The 25,216-nt window shown below is 33.0% G+C and carries 18 protein-coding genes; 1 reads left to right on the top strand and 17 read right to left on the bottom strand.

Annotated elements, in window-relative coordinates:
- The 16 genes from B5D16_RS05165 to B5D16_RS05095 all read right to left on the bottom strand — a co-directional run.
- Positions 1 to 255, bottom strand: a 255-nt coding sequence (locus tag B5D16_RS05165) for a transposase (RefSeq protein WP_479723671.1), incomplete at its 3' end; no start/stop codon positions are given.
- A gap of 94 nt (positions 256 to 349) precedes the next feature.
- The gene (locus B5D16_RS05160; RefSeq protein ID WP_078765905.1) at positions 350 to 673 is read right to left on the bottom strand and encodes a type II toxin-antitoxin system RelE/ParE family toxin; all 324 of its coding nucleotides are present in this window, start codon (positions 671 to 673) and stop codon (positions 350 to 352) included.
- The gene (locus B5D16_RS05155; protein WP_078765904.1) at positions 670 to 975 is read right to left on the bottom strand and encodes a type II toxin-antitoxin system RelB/DinJ family antitoxin; all 306 of its coding nucleotides are present in this window, start codon (positions 973 to 975) and stop codon (positions 670 to 672) included. Before B5D16_RS05155 ends, B5D16_RS05160 begins: the two co-directional genes overlap by 4 nt.
- 533 nt (positions 976 to 1,508) lie before the next feature.
- Complete coding sequence (gene ppdK / locus B5D16_RS05150) at positions 1,509 to 4,145, bottom strand: pyruvate, phosphate dikinase (protein WP_078765903.1); 2,637 nt, start codon at positions 4,143 to 4,145, stop codon at positions 1,509 to 1,511.
- Positions 4,146 to 4,347: 202 nt separating this feature from the next.
- Entirely contained in the window at positions 4,348 to 6,057 is a 1,710-nt protein-coding gene (locus B5D16_RS05145; RefSeq protein ID WP_078765902.1) for a hypothetical protein, read from the bottom strand.
- Between the two features lie 92 nt (positions 6,058 to 6,149).
- Complete coding sequence (locus tag B5D16_RS05140; protein WP_078765901.1) at positions 6,150 to 6,974, bottom strand: glycosyltransferase; 825 nt, start codon at positions 6,972 to 6,974, stop codon at positions 6,150 to 6,152.
- Positions 6,975 to 6,986: 12 nt separating this feature from the next.
- The gene (locus B5D16_RS12445) at positions 6,987 to 7,139 is read right to left on the bottom strand and encodes a hypothetical protein (RefSeq protein WP_159444287.1); all 153 of its coding nucleotides are present in this window, start codon (positions 7,137 to 7,139) and stop codon (positions 6,987 to 6,989) included.
- Positions 7,100 to 8,341, bottom strand: coding sequence for a hypothetical protein (locus B5D16_RS05135; RefSeq protein ID WP_078765900.1), 1,242 nt, complete (start codon positions 8,339 to 8,341; stop codon positions 7,100 to 7,102). The genes B5D16_RS12445 and B5D16_RS05135 overlap by 40 nt, the downstream gene beginning before the upstream one ends.
- Positions 8,342 to 8,346: 5 nt before the next feature.
- Positions 8,347 to 9,747 carry a glycine--tRNA ligase gene (locus B5D16_RS05130; RefSeq protein WP_078765899.1) on the bottom strand — a complete coding sequence of 467 codons (1,401 nt, stop codon included), beginning with the start codon at positions 9,745 to 9,747 and terminating at the stop codon, positions 8,347 to 8,349.
- 42 nt (positions 9,748 to 9,789) lie between these two features.
- On the bottom strand, positions 9,790 to 10,458 hold the full coding sequence (locus B5D16_RS05125; RefSeq protein ID WP_159444286.1) for a hypothetical protein: 669 nt from the start codon (positions 10,456 to 10,458) through the stop codon (positions 9,790 to 9,792).
- A 213-nt stretch (positions 10,459 to 10,671) separates the two neighbouring features.
- Positions 10,672 to 11,391: a DNA repair protein RecO gene (recO, locus tag B5D16_RS05120; protein WP_078765897.1), complete on the bottom strand. Its 720-nt coding sequence runs from the start codon at positions 11,389 to 11,391 to the stop codon at positions 10,672 to 10,674.
- Between the two features lie 74 nt (positions 11,392 to 11,465).
- The gene (era, locus tag B5D16_RS05115) at positions 11,466 to 12,368 is read right to left on the bottom strand and encodes a GTPase Era (protein WP_078765896.1); all 903 of its coding nucleotides are present in this window, start codon (positions 12,366 to 12,368) and stop codon (positions 11,466 to 11,468) included.
- An 88-nt stretch (positions 12,369 to 12,456) separates the two neighbouring features.
- Positions 12,457 to 15,465: an insulinase family protein gene (locus B5D16_RS05110; protein WP_078765895.1), complete on the bottom strand. Its 3,009-nt coding sequence runs from the start codon at positions 15,463 to 15,465 to the stop codon at positions 12,457 to 12,459.
- Positions 15,466 to 15,947: 482 nt separating this feature from the next.
- Entirely contained in the window at positions 15,948 to 16,547 is a 600-nt protein-coding gene (locus B5D16_RS05105; RefSeq protein WP_078765894.1) for a helix-turn-helix domain-containing protein, read from the bottom strand.
- A gap of 271 nt (positions 16,548 to 16,818) precedes the next feature.
- Positions 16,819 to 18,204: an ATP-binding protein gene (locus tag B5D16_RS05100; protein ID WP_078765893.1), complete on the bottom strand. Its 1,386-nt coding sequence runs from the start codon at positions 18,202 to 18,204 to the stop codon at positions 16,819 to 16,821.
- A gap of 466 nt (positions 18,205 to 18,670) precedes the next feature.
- Positions 18,671 to 22,423 (bottom strand): phosphoribosylformylglycinamidine synthase, encoded by a 3,753-nt coding sequence (locus B5D16_RS05095; protein ID WP_078765892.1) that lies wholly within the window; start codon positions 22,421 to 22,423, stop codon positions 18,671 to 18,673.
- Between the two features lie 268 nt (positions 22,424 to 22,691).
- On the opposite strand from B5D16_RS05095, the gene B5D16_RS05090 reads away from it, so the two are divergent.
- On the top strand, positions 22,692 to 23,477 hold the full coding sequence (locus B5D16_RS05090) for a glycoside hydrolase family 25 protein (protein WP_143405046.1): 786 nt from the start codon (positions 22,692 to 22,694) through the stop codon (positions 23,475 to 23,477).
- Between the two features lie 84 nt (positions 23,478 to 23,561).
- Here the strand turns inward: B5D16_RS05090 and B5D16_RS05085 are convergent, their stop codons facing one another.
- Entirely contained in the window at positions 23,562 to 25,154 is a 1,593-nt protein-coding gene (locus B5D16_RS05085; protein ID WP_159444285.1) for a glycerophosphodiester phosphodiesterase family protein, read from the bottom strand.
- Positions 25,155 to 25,216: the final 62 nt, after the last annotated feature.

Below are 25,216 nucleotides of genomic sequence, written 5' to 3'. Positions count from 1 at the left end.
TTCTCTTAGCGAACAATAACCATTCTCCATGAAAGCAAACAGAATTACTTTTAGTAACTTTTCTGCATCACATCTTGGACGACCTGTTTTGTAGCCTTTCCCTTCTACAAAGTATGGTGTTAGGTCGATGTGGTCCATTACATCACAAAAAGTATAAACCGGATCAGAAATATCAATTAATTTTTCGATAACTAATGGTAATTTTAGTTGTTTTAATGTATAATTATCATTGGTTTTATAATTAGTTAGTTGCATAACCTAATTATACCAAAAAGTAGCTATGAGCGCGAGCTCATAGCTACTTTTCTGTTAGGGGAGTTTTTTTACAGCCCCTTTTTTAAACTATCCATTATTTATCTTCCGATAATATTTTATCAACATCTCTTCCACTATACATAACGCGGATAACTGTTACTACTTTATTCTTTGTATCAGCAATATGGAATACTAGATAATTATCAATTGGGAATACCCTCAATCCTCTGCTACGCCACGGTTCTCGTTCATAATTACGATGTTTTTCTGGCATATGATCAAGTTTGTTAATAGCAGTTTCTAGACGATTGAGCTGTCCCAATGCATTCTCTGGTGACAAAAGTTCAAATGCTATATACTCATATATTCCACGCAAATCCTTGTCTGCCTGTTCAGAAATCTGTATGTCGAAAATCATAAATCATAATCCTTTCTGATATCAGCAAATGTCGTTTTAGCGGACTTTATTCTGCCAGCTTTCATGTCATCATAACCCTTTTCAAGTTCCTTATCCATTTGAGATTCTGTCATCTCACTTATGTCAAGTAGTCTTGATTTAGGTATTTTCACATCGAATGGTAATCCTCTCTGAAGAATAATTTGTTTATAAAACATATTAATAGCATTTGACGCAGGAATTCCAAGTGTTTCCAAAATGCTTTCTGCCTGTTCTTTAACTTCTGGTTCTATCCTCGCATACAAATTAGCTGTTTTTGCCATATTAATCAACTCCTAACTAAAATATCTAATTTCATTATACACACTTGTGTGCACAATAGCAATACATATTTTATCAATGAAGCCACACCTTAGTTACATTCTTAAGCTTTCCACAATATATTCCAACATGATTTGCTCCACCTGTTTGGGTCCATTTCTAGTACTTTCAAAAACCAGCGAATTTCATTCCTACTTCCTTGCAGTCTCATCTTAATTATTTGCCTCTCCTTTCTTCGAAAAACCACGTATTTATGCGGTTTTTCGAGCATTACTCTTAGCTATAGGGTGCCGTACACAAAGTCAGTAGAATTTTCGTCGAATTTTAAAATTCTTCCAAAAACACAAAAAAATGGGACTGAATAGAGTAACACTATACAGTCCCATTTGGGATTTCAATCAAATATAAATATCAATTGTAATCGGATCAAAACCTTTAAAAATCACGTCTAAGCCTAGTATTTGCGCGATTTCTCGCGCTCTATCTTCTCTTAGAATCATGCTCATCAGGTAAATATGATCTTCATTTTGCGTTCCTATTTTGCAGCTATAGCAGCCTGTGCTGCTGCAAGTCTAGCAACAGGAACTCTGAATGGTGAACATGATACATAGTCAAGACCAATCTTATGGCAGAATTCTACTGAAGATGGATCTCCACCGTGCTCACCACAGATACCAACGTGAAGCTTTGGATTTACAGGCTTACCAAGTTTGATAGCTGTTTCCATAAGTTTACCAACGCCAGTCTGATCAAGTTTAGCAAATGGATCGTTTTCAAAGATCTTAGCATCATAGTAAGCATCTAAGAACTTACCAGCATCATCTCTTGAGAAACCGAATGTCATCTGTGTAAGGTCGTTTGTACCGAAGCAGAAGAAGTCAGCTTCTGTAGCAATCTCATCAGCTGTAAGAGCAGCTCTTGGGATTTCAATCATTGTACCAACTTCATATTCAAGGTTTACACCTGCTGCTGCGATTTCAGCATCAGCTGTTTCAACAACAACCTGTTTTACATACTTAAGTTCTTTAACTTCACATACAAGTGGAATCATGATTTCAGGCTTAACTGTCCAGTCAGCATGTTCTTTCTGAACTTCAATTGCTGCACGGATAACAGCCTTTGTCTGCATCTTAGCAATTTCAGGATATGTAACTGCAAGACGGCATCCTCTATGACCCATCATAGGGTTGAATTCATGAAGACTTGCGATGATTGTCTTGATATCTTCAACACTCTTACCCTGAGCATCTGCAAGTTTCTTAATGTCTTCCTCTTCTGTAGGAACGAATTCATGAAGAGGTGGATCTAAGAATCTGATTGTAACTGGGTTACCTTCAAGAGCTTCATAAAGAGCCTTGAAATCGCCCTGCTGATATGGAAGAATCTTATCAAGAGCAGCTTCTCTTTCTTCTACTGTATCAGCACAAATCATTTCTCTAAATGCTGCAATTCTATCTTCTTCAAAGAACATATGCTCTGTACGGCAAAGACCGATACCTTCAGCGCCAAGTTCTCTAGCTTTCTTAGCATCTGCTGGAGTATCTGCATTTGTACGAACCTTAAGTGTTCTGAATTCATCAGCCCAAGCCATGATTCTTCCGAATTCACCAGCGATCTGAGCATCAACTGTTGGGATGATTCCCTTATAGATGTTACCAGTTGTACCATCGATTGAGATTTCAGAACCTTCAACAAATGTTTCACCTGCAAGTGTAAACTTCTTGTTTTCTTCATCCATTGCGATGTCACCACAACCAGATACACAACATGTACCCATACCACGAGCAACAACGGCAGCATGTGATGTCATACCACCACGAACTGTAAGGATACCCTGAGCAGCCTTCATACCTGTGATATCTTCAGGTGATGTTTCAAGTCTAACAAGAACAACCTTTTCACCCTTGTTAGCCCATTCAACAGCATCATCAGCTGTGAATACTACCTTACCACAAGCAGCACCTGGTGAAGCACCAAGACCCTTACCAAGTGGTGTTGCAGCCTTAAGAGCAGCAGCATCAAACTGTGGGTGAAGTAATGTATCAAGGTTTCTAGGATCGATCATAGCAACTGCTTCTTCTGGAGTCTTATGTCCTTCATCAACAAGGTCACAAGCAATCTTAAGTGCAGCAGGAGCTGTTCTCTTACCATTTCTACACTGAAGCATATATAACTTCTTGTTTTCTACTGTAAATTCCATATCCTGCATGTCATGGTAGTGATTTTCAAGTGTATCACATACCTCAAGGAACTGCTTATAAGCTTCTGGGAATTCCTGTTCCATCTGTGAGATAGGCATTGGTGTACGAACACCAGCAACTACGTCTTCACCCTGAGCGTTAATAAGGAACTCACCCATAAGTTTGTTTTCACCTGTAGCAGGATCTCTTGTAAATGCAACACCTGTACCTGATTCATTGTTAAGGTTACCAAATACCATAGGCATTACGTTTACAGCTGTACCCCATGAATATGGAATATCATTATCTCTACGATATACGTTAGCACGAGGATTATCCCATGATCTAAATACAGCTTCAATAGCAAGCTTAAGCTGTGTAACAGGATCTGAAGGGAAATCTTCACCTAACTGATTCTTATATTCAGCCTTGAACTGTTCTGCTAATTCCTTAAGGTCAGCAGCTGTAAGTTCAACGTCAAACTGAACACCTTTTTCTTCTTTCATCTTGTCGATAAGCTGTTCAAAATACTTCTTACCAACTTCCATAACTACGTCTGAGAACATCTGAATGAAACGTCTATATGAATCATATACGAATCTTTCAAATGCTGGATCGTCGTTACCTGCGATCATAGCAGCTACAACTTCGTCATTAAGACCAAGGTTAAGGATTGTATCCATCATACCAGGCATAGATGCTCTTGCACCTGAACGAACTGATACGAGAAGTGGATTCTCCTTAGAACCGAATTTCTTACCGTTAACTTCTTCCATTTTTGCAACGCCGTCCATAACCTGAGTCATGATTTCGTCGTTGATTTTACGTCCGTCTTCATAGTACTGTGTACAAGCTTCTGTTGTTACAGTAAAGCCCTGAGGTACTGGAAGACCAATTTTTGTCATCTCAGCAAGGTTACAACCTTTACCACCGAGAAGGTTACGCATGGACATGTCGCCTTCGCTAAACATATAAACCCATTTGTTTGCCATTTAAGTTTCCTCCTAAACACTATAGTATTTTATTTTGGAATAGGGCAAAGCTAGCATTTTTGCCCATAATTCACACTATGAACTATTATAGCATAAGGCCATTTTATATTCAATGTAAAAAAGTTTAATTATTAACAATTTTATATCAAATAAAAAAAGCAATAATTAGTTTATTCAACTAAATTACTGCTTTTTAAATAACTTAAAATCCCATCATTTTCTTTCTTAAGAAATCTTCTAAATCTTCATATGTAAATGTAAGACCAGCCTCTTTACTAAATTTCTTTATGAATCTCTTAACATCAAAATCCTGAATATATTTAGTCATAGCCTTACTATCACTTGACTTAATAACTTTACTATTGCCATCTGGCTTATTATTAATAGGTGATTCATTATTCTTATTATCAAATGTTATGGCTCCAACATTATCACTTCCAATGTATACAGAAGAACTAATATGTATATCATCAAAATTAGCCTTTATTTCTGAAACTAATCTAGCTCCACTATATATATCATCAGCAGATATCGTAACTTTGCCATCAAATTGACCATTCCAAATATGTGATAAATCACATCCTTCTATACTAGCCTTTACCATTTTCTTTGCTTTATTTTGATCATTAACGGTAAATGTAGATGATGCACTTACACTTGTAAGATCTGATAAACCGTGTCCTTTAATATTAAACTGTTCGACACCCTTACTTTTTAGAACCAGAGTAAATCCTATTCTACCATTACGTTCTGCTTTCATTGATTCAAAATAGAATGATGTTTTTGTTTCAGCATTTAACTCAATTTTATGTCCCATAACGTTATCATCACTATCAGTATATAACTTTACGCTAACAACTCTAGGATATTCTTTAATGCTATCCTTTATCTCTTTAATATAATCAATATGCTTAGTAATATCGTCCTTTTGTTCATCTTCCTCTTTTGGCTCTTCAGTTTCAAAAGTATTGGTTTCTGTTGGTGCCCCCATAGGCTTTCCAACCAAGTTTTCAAACTTAGTTGCTATCTCAACAACATCAGCCTTTATCTTATCATCTTTTTTAGCAGTCTCAAGAAACTCTAATACTAAATCACTAGCTATATCACCATTAAGTTCTATAGTATATAAATTAAACTTATTAGTAGTTCCATTTACATCTTCTGTAACTCTCGCTTTACTAACCAACTTTTTTTCTTTAACGAAATCAAAATATACGTCTTTTAATTTTTCAATTTTTTCAATTTTTTCTCTTGAAGAAGCAATTTTCTTTTCAAAGAAAGAACCCTCAATCAAAGGAGTTGCTTTATCAATAGATCCAACTCCAGGTACTCCAGTTCCTTGTGAATCACCATTATCATCAAGTTGAACATAAGCTTCATTCACCTGTGGAATACGCATATAACTTGTTCCAGAAGACTTATCATTATAAGTAATAAAATCAATCAAGCTAGAATCATTAATTTTTGTTGATACAAAAGATGAATATTCAGTATCTGTTGATGAATATTCAACTGTTAATTCTGCATTTTTTGCACCATATGTCTTAATGCCTTTTTCCAATAAAATATCAACCAGCTTTGGAGTAGCATCAAAACGAGCAGTTAAAATTCTATCTAAAGCATCGTTTTTCTTTTTATTATCAAATGCATCCAAGAATCCTTTAGATTTTTTATCTAACTCTTCAACATATGCTTTTTCAACCTTCAAATAGTGATTTGTAGCAGACATAGCATTAAATTTATAATCATTCATCAAATTATTCCAATTAATTATCAAATACAAACATATACCTGCTATAGCAACTGCAACTGCTAATTTTATAATAGTCTTCTTATTCTTATTTGGGTCAAATGCAGCATACTTTTTTTCTCTACCTTTAGCATTTCTCATAATTTCATTAAATTCGCTCATACATCATCCTCTTTCCTATTTATCATCTAACAAATATTGTATCCAAACACAATTAATACAAAAATAACCTTAATCTGTCATCAATTTTCATATTATTTCAATATCTTTTTAACCACCTTAAGGAAAATTGAAGCAGCTACTATTGCGGTAAAAATTTTCATTCCAAAAGCAACATTATCCGCTTTTTCATCATCCTTATCAGGATCATATTTCTTTCCAGCAACGAATCTTAATGCAACCAATTTATATAATGTATCAATGAAACTTAAAATAAACTTAATTAAAGATCTCTTAGACTGCCCATATTCTCTTTTTACGAAATGAATTGGAACTTCTTTAACAACAAGTTTTCGATCTGGTTTATTAAGTTTCATTTTCATTGCAATTTCTTCCATTGTATCAAAATTATTGCAATGTAATTTTAACTTTTTAACATCCTCAGTATGATACATTCTATATCCAGCAGAAAAATCATGCGCATCTATTCCTAAAAACATTCTAAATGTAGTATCTAAAATCTTTGACATAACCTGCGATGATTTTGAATCCACTGTAGAACCACCCGGAACATATCTTGAGCCAATTACAAGATCAGCACCCGACATTAACGCTTCATACATCTGCGGAATATATTTTGGATCATGTGAACCATCAGCATCAAGCATTAATAATTTATCATTATTAACATACTTAAATGCAGTTCTCATTGCTCCACCAAAATATGGCTCTTCTTGATTTATATAAACTACTCCATATTTATCGCATACTTCTTCAGTATCATCAAGTGGCTCCATTGAATCAATAACCATAAAGTTATATTCTTCACCAAGAGTTTCCACTTGCTCTTTAATCTTTGGTATTAACCACCTTAAATTATCAGCCTCTTTATATGCTAATAACGCGACTGTTATTGCCATATTCTCCCTCCTTTATTTTGCTTTCCATAAATAATATTTCTGAGTTTCAGATAAAAACTTATAGTCTTTAGTTGCTACGAGTTCATAATTTCTTTTAACATTTTCAGGTTCTTTTTCTATTGTAATTACAAACTCAACTTCCTTATCCTTAATATATCTATCCATTTCATCATCAATTTCAGGTAAATGAATATTATAAAAAGTAATATATTTCGTGGTAGGTAACAAACCTGTTGCAAAATAAAAACCACACTCCTGTCCACGATAAACCAACAATGAAGGATTTTTTCTTTATTAATTATTTCAGCAAATTCATACTGAACATAATCTTCTTTTTTATCACCAATCTTATTTGTATTAATGCATACAATACTCGAAACCACAACGGATACAAGCATAATTGGGATTAGTAATTTTTCAAACTTAAAATCCTCTGGAAAAATATTAATTATTAAATACATCAATCCTATGAACCAAACCGCAAATATAGGCATGAAACATAATAGTACATATTTTTCCTTCCACGCAAAGAACAATGTATAAATAACATTGCCTAAAAACATTAACCTTATAGCAAGTTTTTCATTTGCATCCAGCTTATCTGTCATAGCTGTTATTACACCTGCTATTATAAATAAAATATTTATGAACAGTGATAAGAATACAAACAATAATAAATTCATATTCCCCTTGGCATTAGGTTTATATGCAAATATTAAATTATATCCATACACATGCCACAAATCTGATAAAGCATTATTACTTGCAAAATAAATAATTGCAGGAACAGATGCAACAATCATTCCAACTAACCATAATAAAGCAATTTCAATAATACTCTTAATATCTTTCTTCTTAAAGAAATAAATTGCTATAAAGATACACCATCCAATATAAAAAGCACATAATGCATACTTCATCCAGAAGATAATCCCCGTAAGCACACCCTGTATAATCCATAACCCAATATTGCCCTTAACAGATTTATCTTCCTTAACTCTTAGAAATTTAAATAATTCATAGATTGAATACATCAATATTGGCATACAAAACTCTTCAACAGAATCACCCTGACAAAATGAAAGCGAACTTATAACAAGCGCTCCAAATATTGGTAATGCCATAATGCACTTCTCATCTAAGAATAATCTCCATGTTTTATATACAAAATACAAGAACACAGCAAATGCAATTACTTCCATAACAAAGATTGCAATATATGATTTTTCATTTATAGCCGCAGCTAGTGCATGCATTGCACAATAGTAAAACCCTTTATGTTCATAAATGTCCCTATATAACACTTTACCGTGAATCATACTTCTTCCAACGGTAAAAAGTGTAGCAGAATCACCCCAATCATTCATCAAATCTAGAATTCAAACTTCTTTTCAAAGTAAGCCTTTAAATCTTCAATTTTTACTCTTTCCTGTTCCATAGTATCTCTATCACGAACAGTAACTGCACCATCTTCTTCAGAATCAAAGTCATAAGTTACACAGAATGGAGTTCCGATTTCATCCTGACGACGATAACGCTTACCAATGTTTCCTCTATCATCGAACTCACAATTATAATACTTACTAAGTTCAGCAAATACTTTCTCAGCACCTTCATTAAGTTTCTTTGAAAGTGGTAACACACCAACTTTAACAGGTGCAATTGCTGGATGAAAATGAAGAACTGTTCTCATATCAGGCTTTTCTTCTGTTCCAATGTTTTCTTCATCATACGCCTCACAAAGGAAAGCAAGTGTAACTCTGTCAGCACCAAGTGATGGTTCAACAACATATGGAATATACTTTTCATTTGTTTCATCATCAAAGTAATCCATAGGTTCACCAGATGTATTCTGATGCTGTGTAAGGTCATAATCTGTTCTTGAAGCAATGCCCCAAAGTTCGCCCCAATCTGTGAATGGGAACGCATATTCAATATCTGTTGTATGATCTGAATAGAATGAAAGTTCTTCTGGATCATGGTCTCTTAAACGTAAGTTTTCTTCCTTAATACCAAGACCTTTAAGCCATTCATAACAGAAGCTTCTCCAATAATTAAACCACTCTGTCTGAGTACCTGGCTTACAGAAGAATTCAAGTTCCATCTGTTCAAACTCTCTAGTTCTGAAAATAAAGTTACCAGGTGTAATTTCATTTCTAAATGATTTACCAATCTGTCCAATTCCGAAAGGAACCTTTTTACGTGATGTTCTCTGAACATTCTTAAAGTTAACAAATATACCCTGAGCTGTTTCAGGTCTTAAATATACTGTATTCTTTGCATCTTCAGTTACACCCTGGAATGTCTTAAACATAAGATTAAACTGTCTAATTGATGTAAAACTATGCTTACCACATGTTGGACAAGGAATATTATTATCTTCAATGAATTTCTCCATTTCTTCATTTGACCAACCATCAACAGAACTTTCTAATGTAATACCATTTTCAAGAGCATAATCTTCAATAACCTTATCTGCTCTAAATCTTTCATGACATTCTTTACAATCCATAAGTGGATCTGAGAATCCGCCCAAATGTCCTGATGCAACCCATGTCTGTGGATTCATAAGGATGGCACAATCAACACCAACATTATATGGATTTTCCTGAATAAATTTCTTCCACCAAGCTTTCTTTACATTATTCTTAAGTTCTACTCCAAGATTGCCGTAATCCCAAGTATTTGAGAGGCCACCATATATCTCTGAACCAGCATATACAAATCCTCTGTTTTTCGCTAATGCAACAATCTTTTCCATAGTTTTTTCCATAATCTGACTCCTTTAATCTTATACTTATTTTATATTTTTCAATTATTTATACACTATGTAACACATGTCACCATTTGTAGCAGCGATGTTATCCTTCACAACAACACCCATTGAAACTGCCTTGATGTCATCTTCTGTTTTTACCTTAAGTGCCTTATTTAAAACAAGCACCTTAGTGTCTGAATCAACTGCTGTAATCTTGCTATTAACTGGAACGTCGTCCTCAAACTCTGTCTTAGTAGCAATCTTAGCATCAATCAAATTTTCGCCTTCACCAAAAATCTCTCTATCTATGTTGCCATATTTCCCTTTAAAAATATGAAAATCCTCAATTGGTTTTTCACACTCATTAACGTATTCACAGAACTTATCCATTCCAGCAAATTCAATCACAACATGGCAACTGTTATCTTCAACTTCAAATTCTTCTAACTCGGCGCTATCCTTACCTTTTGCTTTTACAAACTCATCTACTTCATCTTCAACTTGTTTTTCAATATCATCCTTATCGTAATAATCCTTATTAAATTCTTCCTTAATCTGATAAATTACTTTCTTACCCTTAATGGTTATTCCACTTTCACCATTATTAAGATCAATATAGTCCTTATCTTTTGACTTGTTACATGAGCAAGCTAACACTGTGCATACACAAATCGCCATAAAGACCAAACATCTTTTTATTAGTTTCATAATATTTCTCTTTTCCATTATTCTATAAATAAGCCCACTAACTCCCATACTTCAACAATCAATTATAACATAAAACAATATAAATTAAAATATTTTTTTGGCACAAAATATAACAAAAACTAACCAAACTATTTATTTTGTTTATTCAAATAATACAAAAAACAAAACTTAACAAAAATCTATCTACTCAAAACTAAAAACGGGCCTGTCCAACAGGACAAACCCATATATTTACAACATCGATAAACTTCTAAAATCCTTCTTAGCCTTTCCCTTAAAATACTTACTAATAAGGTTACACACTTCATCCATATATTCGTCTTTTAAACTAAAAGAAAACAGCTTACTAATCTTACCCGAAATAATAAACTGCAATGCACAAAGTGCCGTATTACTTAGTTTAAGATTATCACCTATATGCTCATTGCAAAGGCATCCATCATACCTGAATGAAAACCCAGTCAAATCACTATCTTTACCACAGGATGCGCAATGAAAAACATCTGGATATTCTCCATTAATCACTAAAGTTCTTAATTCATAAATTGCTCGAATCAAACGGTATGGAATATTTCCACTCTCTATCGCTTTTAGCGCAAAATACAAAAGATTAAGTGTGTCTCTAGCATTAATTCCTTCCATGCCATAATAATTTGCAATTTCCAAAAGGTAAGACCCATATGAAACCTTATCAAGATCCATAATCACATTTTCAAAGTGCTCACTAATTTTAACACCCGTAAGCGTATATGAATCCCTCCCCGGATAAAGCGAAAATTCTCCCATAGCAAATGCACGATTAGCGCCAAGAAACGAACTATTCATGCGCCTAGCTCCCCTAGCAAATGCCGTAATTTTTCCTTTTTCCTTTGTAAGCAAAACTAATCTTACATCATATTCTCCAATTGGCATGGTAGATATTACCATACCATTAACTGTTAATTGTTTCAATCAAATCACCAATTCCATCAATATTAGTATTTCTTATACAAATATATACTTTACATAATATTTTTTATGTCAATCTACTTCTTTTCATCAACATAACCATAATTCTTTAAATAAAGGTCACTATCTCTCCACTCTTTTCGAACCTTAACCCAAAGTTTTAAATTAACTTTCTGCTCAAGCATATGCTCAATTTCATATCTGGCGTTACTACCAATCTTCTTAAGCATAGCTCCACCTTTACCAATTATGATACCTTTATGTGAATCCCTTTCACATACAATAGTTGCCTCTATATCAACCATTTTACCATTAGGTCTTTCCTTCATTTTTTCAATTGTAACTGCGATTCCATGTGGAATCTCATCACTTAATGCATGAAGAGATTTTTCTCTAATTACTTCAGCAACAATCTGTCTCATAGGCTGATCTGTCACTTCATCATCATCAAAATACTTTGGTCCATATGGAAGATACTTAAAGATAAGCTCAACCAAAGTATCAGTATTTTCTCCTTTTAAGGCTGATAAAGGAACAATTTCATCAAAATCAAAAACCTTTCTATATGCATCAATAAAAGTTAAAACTTCTTCCTTCTTAACTGTATCAACCTTATTAATTACAAGGATTACAGGCATCTTAACTTCTTTTAAAAGACGAACAATCTCCTGTTCACCTGCACCAATATAAGTTGTGGGTTCAACAAGCCATACAACAACATCGCAATCCCTTAAATTTTTAACTGCAACATCTACCATATATTCACCAAGCTTATTCTTAGCCTTATGAATACCAGGTGTGTCTAAGAAAATAATCTGTCCCTCATCACATGTATAAATAGTCTGTATTTTATTTCTTGTAGTCTGTGGCTTATTAGATGTGATTGCAATCTTCTGCCCAATTATCTGATTCATTAATGTCGACTTACCAACATTAGGTCTTCCAATAAGCGTCACATATCCTGACTTAAAGTTATCCATAAATCTCTCCTTTTATGTAAACCAATTAAATTCTCAATATATAACTTAAATACTATATTAATACTAAAGTTTTTAAATAATAAAACATTTATTCAAACAAATTAACCACCTTAGCAAATAACTCCTTATCCTCATTAATCTTTCTTTCAGATCCAATACAACATAAGTTCTTACTAGCTAAAGCTTCCTTAATCTTAATAGCAAGATTTCTAATATCTTCCTGATTAGCATTTAATATCTTAATTCTATCTGCTTTTCTTTCTTCGTAAGACCTGCCTCTAACTGTCTGAGCATAGGCAATGGCAGCCTTACTAGCTGTTGAATAAGGGGTATCAATTGAACTAAATGTACCAATAATATACTTAGTCATGTCCCTATCATCACAGTCAAAGTTTTCAACATAATCAACTAACTTTTCATATATATCATTAGTCTCCTTAAGGTTTGGATCTCTATAAGATGTAAGTAAAACTTCCTTAGTACCTAAAAAGTTAGCTCCACATCCATAAGCTCCACCCTTAACTCTAACATTATTCCAAAGATAATCATAACTTAAAATCGTTGATAAAACAGCAAATCTTGGATCATACTCACTATCATATCTACCAGCTCTACATACAAACTGTATCTGTGATGGTGTAATAAATCCTTCACTCAAATCCGTACGAGAATTATCACTACTATTTGAATCAGCATTTTCAATACTGTTAATCTTACCTGCTGCGCTTAACTTATAACTACTTAATCCGTTATTGCTACTATCTTTATCACTTAGTATTAAACTGCTACTATCATCTGCAGCATTTAATCTTTTATGTAAACCAACCAATTCATTCTTAATTAATTCTGGTTCATAATCATGAGTAAAGCAAACAACTAAATTATCCTGTCTAAAGATAACCTTCATAAGATTCTTTAACTTATCAACTAAATCCATCTTGCATTTATCATAATTCTTAAAAATATATTCTAGAACCTTATAATAACCTATGCCATTTCTAAGATCGAATCTTCTTTCTTTCTCACTATAATATGATTGAGCTCTCTTAATGGCAACAGCATTACCAGAATTTAGAATTCTATTCTTTGCCTTAGACATAAGCTCACCAAGAATTTCATATATTCTATTATAGTCATCAAACAAAGTATTCTCTATCACTTCATTTGCTAAGAAAAAGCCCTTATTTATCTTTTCATCAAAGCACTTTATGTAAACTTCGAAAAACTCCTTATACTCAGAGCAATCTGGTTTAACATACATATTAGATACAGTATAAGATAACTCGCCTACTTCTAACATAATTTCATTACACAAATCATCATATGAGAAATTCTTTGTACTAACATTTGATAAAACATTTTTAAGAATTGTCAAATATGGAAGCATCTCGGCATCAAGACCTGTTATGTCAAAACCTAATGTAATGTAACTAATCTTATTAGTAAATAAGTTTACATTATAAACCTTTACGCCATTAACATCCTCAATCTTAACATCATACTTCTCTGGATTTTCATTAATATCAGACCTAGTAAGCATCGGAATCTTTTCAAGGTCTTCCTTAGGCGAAGGCTCACTCTGATAAATATCAAGAGCCTTTGTCTCACTTACTATGTTCTCAATCTGTTCTTCACTTAATGTATCCTTAAATGCCTTAAGCTTTTCCTTTAACTTATTATCATTTTCAAGAGTAAGTCCCTTAACTGGAACATTAACAATAACTGAACCATGAGTATTTGTAAGTAAATACTCTTTTACAATCTTTTCATAATAATCAGTATCAATCAAACTTCTCATCTCAGCAAATAACTTACCACAATTAATTGAATATAATGGATCTTTTGCACCAAATATCCAGCTATCATAAACACGAAGTCCAAGCATAAGTCCCTTTGGATAACGACCAAAATCCATCTCTCTATAATTAAACTCAAGATTATTAATAGCGGCGGCAAGACTCTTTTTATCAATGCCATCAGCAACTATTTTCTCAAGAGTTTCTCTAATTGTCTTAACAAAATCATCCTTTTGATATTCGTTTGCCATTTCAGCTGTAATACTATAATATGGCTGAAGAATTCCACCTTCATAAGTTCCACTTACATCCTTACCTATGCCCTTATCAAGAAGTGCCTGCTTAAGTGGTGCACCAGCCATGCCCATAAGCGCATAATCAATCATCTGCATTGCAATGCTAAGCTTTTCATCAAACACATCTCCAACAACAACATTATAACTAAGTGTTGTATTATCAACTTCTGATTGACTCTCAGTAATTGGATAAGTTCTTCTTTCATATGTCATCTGGGCAAATGCCTTCTGCTTTTTAATTTCAGAATCAACTTCTAAATAATCGTAATCAGCTAAATACTCTTTATCAATATAATCAAGTTTTTCTGCCATGTCCATGTCACCGTATAGGTAAATGAAACTATTTGCTGGATGATAGAACTTTCTATGGAAATTTAAATAGTTTTCATATGTTAAATCAGGAATGAAATCAGGATCGCCACCTGACTCATTTCCGTATGATGTATCCGGATATAATGAATGCATGATTGCACGCTCAAGTACGCCCTCTTCTGAAGAGAACGCTCCTTTCATTTCATTATAAACAACACCATTAATCTTTAAGTCATCTGATGGATTATCTAATTCATAATGCCATCCTTCCTGCTTAAAAATCATGTCAGTATTATAAATGTTTGGATGGAAAACTGCATCCATATATACATCTAAAAGGTTTTGGAAATCTGCATCATTAAGACTTGCGATTGGATATAATGTCTTATCCGGATATGTCATCGCATTAAGAAATGTATTAAGAGAACCCTTAACAAGTTCAATAAAAGGGTCCTTTACTGGGTACTTTTTAGAACCACATAAAACTGTATGCTCTATAATATGAGCAACACCTGTATCATCTGTAGGAGGTGTTTTAAAACCTATTGTGAAAACCTTATTATTATCATCACATTCTATACATATAACTTTAGCTTTTGTTTTCTTATGAGAAAGGATATATCCCTTTGCCTTAATCTCATCAAGTTCGCTTTCTTCAACAATATCATAAGCTTGTAGTTTATCTTTATTCATATACACCGTCCTTAAAAAATTTCTTTACAAAATATTATACAACATATTTAAATAAATATGTTGTATATTTTAAAATTCACATTATTAACTTTACTTAAGTCCCCTCCACAGTGGGCTTCCCCGCTGTGGAGATCGCAATTCACAACAAGTCTAAAATTCATGCTTTCCTAATGGTTCTAAAAAAAATATATTAACATCTCGCAAACATATACAGAACCCCGTTGCCATCATAAATATTTAAGTCTAAAACCACGCCCACATGGATTTTTATTATCCATATAAACACCTAAGGTCCACATATTACCACCTAACCGGCAAAGCTTACTAATTGTGAATCATACATAATAAACTACATATCTAACTAAGTTAATCATATACGCCCAGTGATTATGCATCCCAAAATACAAAAATGCCATAATTAAATATGTCGCTTATGTAATTAATATATCACCACGCATTGCGCTTGTCAACATTTTTGTGACTTATAATTTTTTCACCTTATAATTTGCTTTTTGAAATTTATAATCTCCAATTTCAAACTTATTTCCAACAATTTCTTTTGCCATTACTTTTGATTCTATAAAATCTTCTGTAACAGTAACAAATATTTGCTTACCTTCTTCTTGCACTAAGTAATATGCATTGCGAGCATCCGAAATCTGGTTAAATACTTCATCCGTTCCAAAAGGAGCATCTGTTAAAATACCTAGAAGTTCAGCAAATACCTTCTGTCCTTTTGAGCTTTTTTTCTTAGCCAAAAGTGGTGTAATATCTGCATCAGGATATTTTGCATACACTACTGCATCTTTTTTACTTCGTAATTTACCATCTTTTACATAATCATTCAAATTAATTTGCTCTTTAATAATCGTTTTATCAAGTGTACCTTCATCATCTAATAGGAAATCAATGCTAACATTTAGTACGTTAGCTATGTTTTTCAAATTCTCTACATCTGGAATTCCCTTTCCACTTTCCCACTTTGTGATTGCCTGTCTTGATACACACAATTTTTCTGCCAACTCAACTTGTGTAAGTCCTGCATTTTTCCTTGCTTCTTTTAATTTGTCTGCTAATGTCATAATAACCTCCATCTTTCCATTTCTATATGGACATATTTTTTACTCGGCATCTCGCCTGTGACTCAAACATATACCAAGCTAGTTAAATCCACAAGAAATGTAGTGTAGCAAGCATGCTACGAAGCGTGGCATCCCTTAAAATTAGCCATTTTTTAGCTTCATTGTTTTTCAAACAAAATATTATTATTTCTTCAGTTACATATATTTCCGTATTGTTTCAACTCCAAAATAACAATTTAATCCTATCTATTATTTTAACTATATCCATATATTAATCATCTCTTTCTCCCATTATCGCAAGTTTTCCAATAATTAATCCTAATTCATTTTCAAATTTTCTATCATTATCAGGATACTTCATAGTCGCATGAACCAACTCGTGAAATAGTACTTCCATAAATTTTTCTTCTGTTTTTAATACATCTCTTCTAATCACAATACAATCTAATTTATGATCATATACTCCCAAAACATCCCCTGAAATCATTTCATTAATATTCTCTGAAATTTTAATTTTATCATAATATTTTTTATTGCCATACACTTCAAACACAAACTTTTTACATGACAGAACTTGTTTCTCTAATTCTGTCAAATGAATACCTTCCACAAATTTATATTCAAAATTATCATTATATTCTTTAAGCACTGTATCAAATGTACCTATCTCTTTTCCTGAATAATCCTTCTTTCTTTCAATTTTTCCAAACACACTATCTGGAATAATAACTACCTTTCTACCTGAATCCTTTATTTTTTCTTTATCATTATTTGTTAAACCATAAGATTTTGATGAAGATATAAATACTATATCATTTTTTTCATTATAAAGTTTTATCACATGTTCTTGAATATCAGTCAATTGAATTTCATCAGACTGAGTACCTTTTGAAAATTTATCTAATTCATCAACCAATCTGTTTACTACTAATTCATTACTCGATTTTAATACAATTCTTTTAACCAAATCAGAATATGCTGTTCGTCCTACCGCACTTCTTTCTCTATTAAGACTCTTTTTCAATGCTGCATTAATCTTTGTAATATTATAATCAAAAAGATAATTACTCTCTTCTGCTATTTTTACACCTCTAACATATATTGATGCAATTTCCTCTTCAGACTTATTATATATTTCTCCATATTCCGTCTTATCTAAAGCTTCTTTTTCAGAAAACATTAAAAATAATCCTTTTGCCTTTTCAATATCTTCATCAGATACATTTAAAATAAATTCAGTTCCAATAAAATTCACATCTTCAGAATCATCAATTAAGGCATGTAATGTCATTGTATCCGAAAATCCTTCTTTTTCATACATACCTATCTTAACATAACCATACTTCGATTTTATTGATACATCGACATCATTTTTATAAAAAACTGCTAATGCATCCTTTAAGCCAACACCAAATTTTCCAATAGTTTTTTCTGAATGTAGTTTCTCATCATTTTGATTCTGTGTAAAATGATAATACATAATTCCTCTTCCAAAATCACGTATATGCCATAAACCATCCTCTGTCTTAAAAATTTCTACTGGTTTAGACTCTGTTAATACACTTTCATCAATAGCATTAGCTATTATCTCTCTTATCGCATGATATACATCCCAATTATCTAATATCTTTTCTATATTTAAATCAAATTTTCTCATTTTAATTCCCCTTTTCACATATACCTATATTAATTATTTCAATTATATCACAGGAAATATATACATAATACCAGAAACATTTAAATTATAAATCCAAATAAAAAATCGACCAAATCATTGTAGTTAATACAATACGTAAGGACTGCGCAAATGCTATATTTTCTAGGCGGGACCGTTGCGGGTCTCGGCACTTAGCAAGTAAGTGGTGATTAGTTATAAAGATTGTCAATTTGCATAACGCGAAGCGTTATGTCATAAAAGTAAAAGAAGCTATACTTGAGTGTTTACACTCAAATGTATAGCTTCTTTTATTTTTATCATATAATACTTGTATTATACAAATTAGTAATCTTTATAACATCATAATCACTACTTACGAGCTTAGTACCGCTAGGGGCAGCCCGCACCGTGCGAGAGCTGAGTCCCGAATAGACAATATACATTTACGCAGTCCGTATTGTATTAACTACTGAAAATACTTAACGCCGCTTTCAAATATCTTCATATCCTGCTCGCCATAGATGTTGATTGCAACATGATCGCCTCTTCTTTCTGAATGAGCCATCTTACCAAGACATCTACCATCTGGAGATGTGATACCTTCGATTGCTGCATAAGAACCATTGATGTTCCATTCTTCATCCATAGTTGGATTACCATTTTCGTCAACATACTGAGTAGCAACCTGGCCATTTTCAAAGAGCTTCTTAATCCACTCTTCATTTGCTACGAAACGACCTTCACCATGTGAAGCTGGGTTTACATAAGTTTTGCCAAGTTCTGCTCCCATAAGCCATGGAGACTTATTTGTAACAACCTTTGTATAAACCATCTTTGAGATATGACGGTTAATTGTATTAAATGTAAGTGTTGGTGCATTTGCATCCTGACCTACTATCTGACCATTAGGTACTAAACCAAGCTTAATAAGAGCCTGGAAACCATTACAGATACCAAGTGCTAAACCATCTCTTTCATTAAGTAGCTTTGTAACAGCTTCTTTAATCTTAGCATTCTGGAATGCTGTTGCAAAGAATTTAGCAGAACCATCAGGTTCATCACCAGCTGAGAAACCACCTGGGAACATGATAATCTGTGCTTCATTAATAGCCTTTTCAAAGATGTCTACTGAATCTCTGATGTCATCAGGTGTGATATTTTTAAATACCTTAGTGATAACATTTGCTCCAGCGCGTTCAAATGCCTTGCCTGAATCATATTCACAGTTTGTTCCAGGGAATACTGGAATAAATACTGTAGGCTTAGCAATCTTATTCCTGCAAACATAAACATTACCCTTGTCATAAATTGGAGTATCAACCTTTGATGTATCCTTATGACTTCTTGTTGGGAATACCTTTTCAAGTGGCTTTGTCCATGTAGCAATTGCATCATCAAGAGCAATAACCATATCCTTATATGTAATCTTAGAATCATCAGTTGTTTCACCAATAACCACATAATCACAAGTAATATCGCTTAACTTATCAGCAGGAACTTCAGCGATAATATCACCAAATCCTACAGCAAATAAGTTCTTAGCTTCTACTGAATCATCAATCTTAACACCAATCTTATTACCAAATGCCATCTTACTTACAGCTGCTGCAATACCCTTTGAATCAAGAGCATATGCTGAAATAATAGCACCCTTTCCAATTGCTGTATGAATAGCATCGTAAAGAGCCATTACCTTTTCATAAACTGGCTTATCGAATTCATCTTTATCAATACTGAATTTAACAATCTTGCTTCCAGCTTTCTTAAATTCAGGAGTAATAATTTCATTTTCATCTGCAACGTCTACAGCAAATGATACGAGTGTTGGAGGTACGTCGATTTCATTGAATGTACCTGACATACTATCCTTACCACCAATTGATGGAAGACCAAATCCAATCTGTGCATCGTATCCACCAAGAAGTGCTGCAACTGGCTGGCTCCAACGCTTCTTATCTGCTGACATACGTCTGAAATATTCCTGGAATGTGAAACGAATCTTCTTATAGTCACCACCTGATGCAACAATCTTAGCAACTGATTCAACAACTGCATAAATTGCACCATGATATGGGCTCCATGTTGAAAGATATGGATCAAAACCATAAGACATCATTGTAACTGTATCACATTTACCATTAAGTACAGGAAGCTTAGCTACCATACTCTGTGTTTCTGTAAGCTGATACTTACCACCGAATGGCATAAATACTGAACCTGCTCCAATAGAACCGTCAAACATTTCCACAAGACCCTTCTGTGAACATACATTAAGGTCTGAAAGTGTATTAATCCAAGTACTCTTAACATCAGCAACATCCTTAACGTCAAAGTAGTTATCCTCTTTAACCGGCATTTCTACTTCTGCTTCTGTTTCCTGATGAGCACCATTTGTATCAAGAAACGCTCTTGATAAATTAACAATATCCTTACCTCTCCAGTTAAGAACAAGTCTAGGTTCCTCTGTAACTTCAGCAACTAAAATAGCTTCAAGGTTTTCTTCATTAGCATATTTTAAGAACTGATCTACATCTTCTGGTGCAACAACAACTGCCATTCTTTCCTGTGATTCAGAAATTGAAATTTCTGTACCATCAAGACCAGCATACTTCTTAGGAACTTTATCAAGGTCTACTACTAAACCATCTGCAAGTTCACCGATAGCAACTGAAACACCACCTGCACCGAAGTCGTTACACTTCTTAATAAGGTAACTTACTTCTTCTCTTCTAAAGAGTCTCTGAATCTTTCTTTCTGTAGGTGCATTACCCTTCTGAACTTCTGCACCACATGTCTCTATTGAACTTTCTGTATGTACTTTTGATGAACCAGTAGCACCACCGATACCATCACGTCCTGTACGACCACCAAGTAAGATAATCTTATCACCCGGATCTGATGTAAGTCTTCTAACAGCACGTCTTGGAGCAGCACCCATAACAGCACCAATTTCCATACGCTTAGCAACATAATTTGGATGGTAAACTTCCTTAACAAGACCTGTTGCGAGACCGATCTGGTTACCATATGAGCTGTAACCATGAGCTGCCTCACGTACAATCTTCTTCTGAGGTAATTTACCTGGTAATGTATCCTTAATAGCCTTAGTTGGATCAGCTGCACCTGTAACTCTCATAGCCTGATATACATATGTACGTCCTGAAAGTGGATCTCTGATTGCACCACCAAGACAAGTAGCAGCACCACCAAATGGCTCGATTTCTGTAGGATGGTTATGTGTTTCATTCTTGAAGTTTACAAGCCATTCCTCAGTCTTACCATCAACTTCAACAGGAACAACGATTGAACATGCATTAATTTCATCTGATTCTTCCTGATCAGCTAACTTTCCTTCAGCCTTTAATTTCTTCATTGCAAGAAGTGCTAAATCCATAAGACAAACAAACTTATCATCTCTTCCCTTATATAAAACATCTCTTGCTTCTAAATAATCATTATATGTTTTTTCAATTGGAGCTTTATAGAAACCATCATCAAAAGTAACATTAGTAAGTTCTGTAGAGAATGTTGTATGACGGCAGTGATCTGACCAATATGTATCAAGAACACGAATTTCTGTCATAGTAGGATCTCTATCTTCCTCACTCTTGAAGTAGTTCTGAATATGTAAAAAGTCCTTAAATGTCATTGCAAGTCCAAGACTATCATATAACTCTTTAAGTTTGCCTTCCTCCATATCCTTAAATCCAGCAAATGTAATAACATCGTCTGGTTCATCAAACTTAGTAACTAAAGTTTCTGGCTTTTCTAAACCAGTTTCTCTTGAGTCTACAGGATTAATACAGAATGACTTAATCTGTTCAAACTCATCATCGCTGATATTACCAGTAATAACATAAGTTGTAGCACTCTTAATTACTACTTCTTCATTTTCATTTAAAAAGCCAATACACTGAACTGCTGAGTCAGCTCTCTGATCAAACTGTCCAGGTAAGTATTCAACTGAAAATACTCTGTCAGCATTCTTATCATAAGAAAATTCTTCTTCATAATAATCATCTACTGGTGCTTCTGAGAAAACTGTAGTAAGTGCTTTTTTATAAGTGTCTTCTGATATGCCTTCAACATCATATCTTACAAGCACTCTAACTGCCTCAACCTTAATGCCTAAGTAACTACCAATTTCTTCAAAAAGCTCATTTGCTTTTACAGCATATGGTTTCTTTTTTTCTACATAAATACGTTTTACACTACTCATGTACTATTCCTCCAAATTGTAATGTTTTAAAAAGCGCATATGATTTCAAAATCATACGCGCCTATTATAACACAAAGTTTTTACTTTTTAAATGCTTACATGTAACAAAACATAAGGAAACATTTGCTTATTATATGTTATATGCTACAAAACTTACAAACATTCTATCACGCCATTCATATTGAATTATACTCAGCAAAGAATTATTGACTCACATTGCTCTTTTAGTTATACTACATACTGAAATAAATATAAACGAGGAAAAAACATGAGTAAAACAAATAAAAAAAGCATTGACGAAATCACAACTAAGCTTAATGTAGGAAAAACTATTAAAGAAAACAAGAAACACTATCATAAAGCTAAGATGCCTCTTATAGTTTGTGGTAGTTTATTTATAATAGCACTTATAATAATTAACTTTAAACCATTTGCTAAGATACAATCAAAAAGCTACTCTGTAAGAGGAATTGATGTATCACATTATCATGGTGATGTTGATTGGAAGCAAATCAAGGAAGAAGATTTTGATTTTGTATATATAAAAGCTACAGAAGGAAGTTCATATGTGGATGAATGCTTCAAGAAAAACAAAGATGCTCTTTCATCTGAGGGATATACATATGGAATGTATCACTTCTTTAGCTTCGATAGTTCACCTGAGAAACAGGCAAAACACTTTATTAAAACAGTAGGTGATTTAAAAGGAAATCTTATTCCTGTAGTTGACGTTGAATACTATGGAAACAAAAGAAAAAACCCGCCCAAAAAAGATAAACTACGTAAAAACTTACAAACTATGCTTGATTTATTAGAAGATGAATATAAAGTTAAACCTATGATTTATTCAACAACTCCATTTTACAACAAGTTTTTAAATGGTGACTTTGATGATTATCCATTATGGATTAGAAACGTGTACTTTAAGCCTCCATATGATTGGACTATTTGGCAGTATACAGATCATTTAAAACTTGACGGAATAAACGGAAAAGAAAAATACGTCGATTGCAATGTACTTAACGGCGATTTAGGAAAATATATTATAAAATAAACTAAAACCAGGAAGATGTGATTTCTCCATTTTATTTATGGAGTTTAACACATTTTTCTGGTTTTAATTATATATAACTTCAAATTATAAATCTATTATTTCAGCTGTATTTGCTGCTAATGAATCTATCTTAAATTCATCAAAAGTATCATAAGCAAAATAATAATCATCAATACAATAGATATAACACTTTAAATTCTTTTCATGCAATTTATCAACCATCTCCTTGTTAACCACCTCATAATAACAGCCTATATTGAAATCATTCTCCAAAGCCCATTCCAATGTAGTTTTATCTCCCAATGAACTTTGAATTTCTTCCGGTTTAGGAGATAAAACATAAAACTCCGGCATAACTTTACAGTCTTTTTTTGAATATATATCTCTTATATTCACCATCGATTCAACATTAAAAGATATAATTTCAATCTTATCATTCATGTCATACGAATCTAATATTTCAGACAAACGAACTAGATCTTCATATTGCATCTCACCTTTTAATTCAATGACAGCACATTTACCATACTGCTTAATTATATCTAAGTACTCTTCAACTCTAGGAATCTTCTCATTTGGATATTTATCTATATTTTGTCCATTAGTCATATTTATATCTTTAATTTCGTCATATGTGCAATTAGATATTTCTAAATCAACTCCAAACATATGAAGCATGGATGGATTATGATTACATACGAACTTTCCATCTTTAGTAACATAAATATCACACTCCACGCCGTAAAAACCATACTCACATGCTAATCGATATGCAGCAAGAGAATTTTCAGGTGCTTCTGTACTATATCCCCTATGGGCAACAATCTGATTTTTATCAGCATCAATGGAGCAAATGCAAACATGAATTTTAGTCCGTACTTTTTTATCATAAAGCGATGTACAAGTAATAGTAGCTTTCCCCGCTTTTAATGCCTTAATAACTCCATCCTTATCTACAGATAATATCTTCTTGTTATCTGTTGTATATTTTATATTCTTAATAATTGCTGTTTTAGGATAAACTTCATTTGATATTTTTGTTTTCGTATTAACTCTAATTCTATAAATGTCTTTCTCATTTAATTCTATATTTTTAAAACCATCATCTTCCTTGTTATCAGATATTATTTCTTTATCTGTCTCTTCTTTCAAAAAACCAAATTCATTTATATTACCGAATAATTTAATACTCTCTGGATAGTCAAATTCTCTTTGTATTTCATTATTTTTATCTAGAGATATAGGCTTATTCTTTATGGATATTTTTATTTTCTTTTTATACTTCCATCTTTCATCAATCTTTTCATATATCTTTAATTTAAAAGTTCCCTCAATATTTGCTTTAATAGTTCCTTTTTTCTCATCCACATCTAAAGCTACTTCATCAGAAGGAACAAATTTCAAAGCACGAAATGAATCTCTTTTCAATTTCAATTTCGTTCTAATACTCTTTTCCTTATCAACAACAATTCTAACTTTATTACCATTTGTCATTTTTATCTTTTTAGGCAAAGCTTCAAAGTTATCATATACAAGAACACATTTATTTTTCTTAAGAGTCAAAACATTATCTTTAAGACCGTATAAATTTTCATTTATCCCTGTCCTACCAAACAAAACAATCTGCCATCTATTACTTATACTCTTATCCTTAGCATATACCATGTTACTTATCATTATGATCAAACAAAAGCATATAAAAATCTTAAACCATTTCAAAACAAGCGCCTCCATATATA

This window comes from Eubacterium uniforme, assembly GCF_900167115.1.
In the GTDB taxonomy this organism is placed as follows: domain Bacteria; phylum Bacillota; class Clostridia; order Lachnospirales; family Lachnospiraceae; genus Eubacterium_S; species Eubacterium_S uniforme.
Note: the sequence above shows the minus strand (reverse complement) of the source record. Positions and strands in the feature narration are given on the sequence as shown.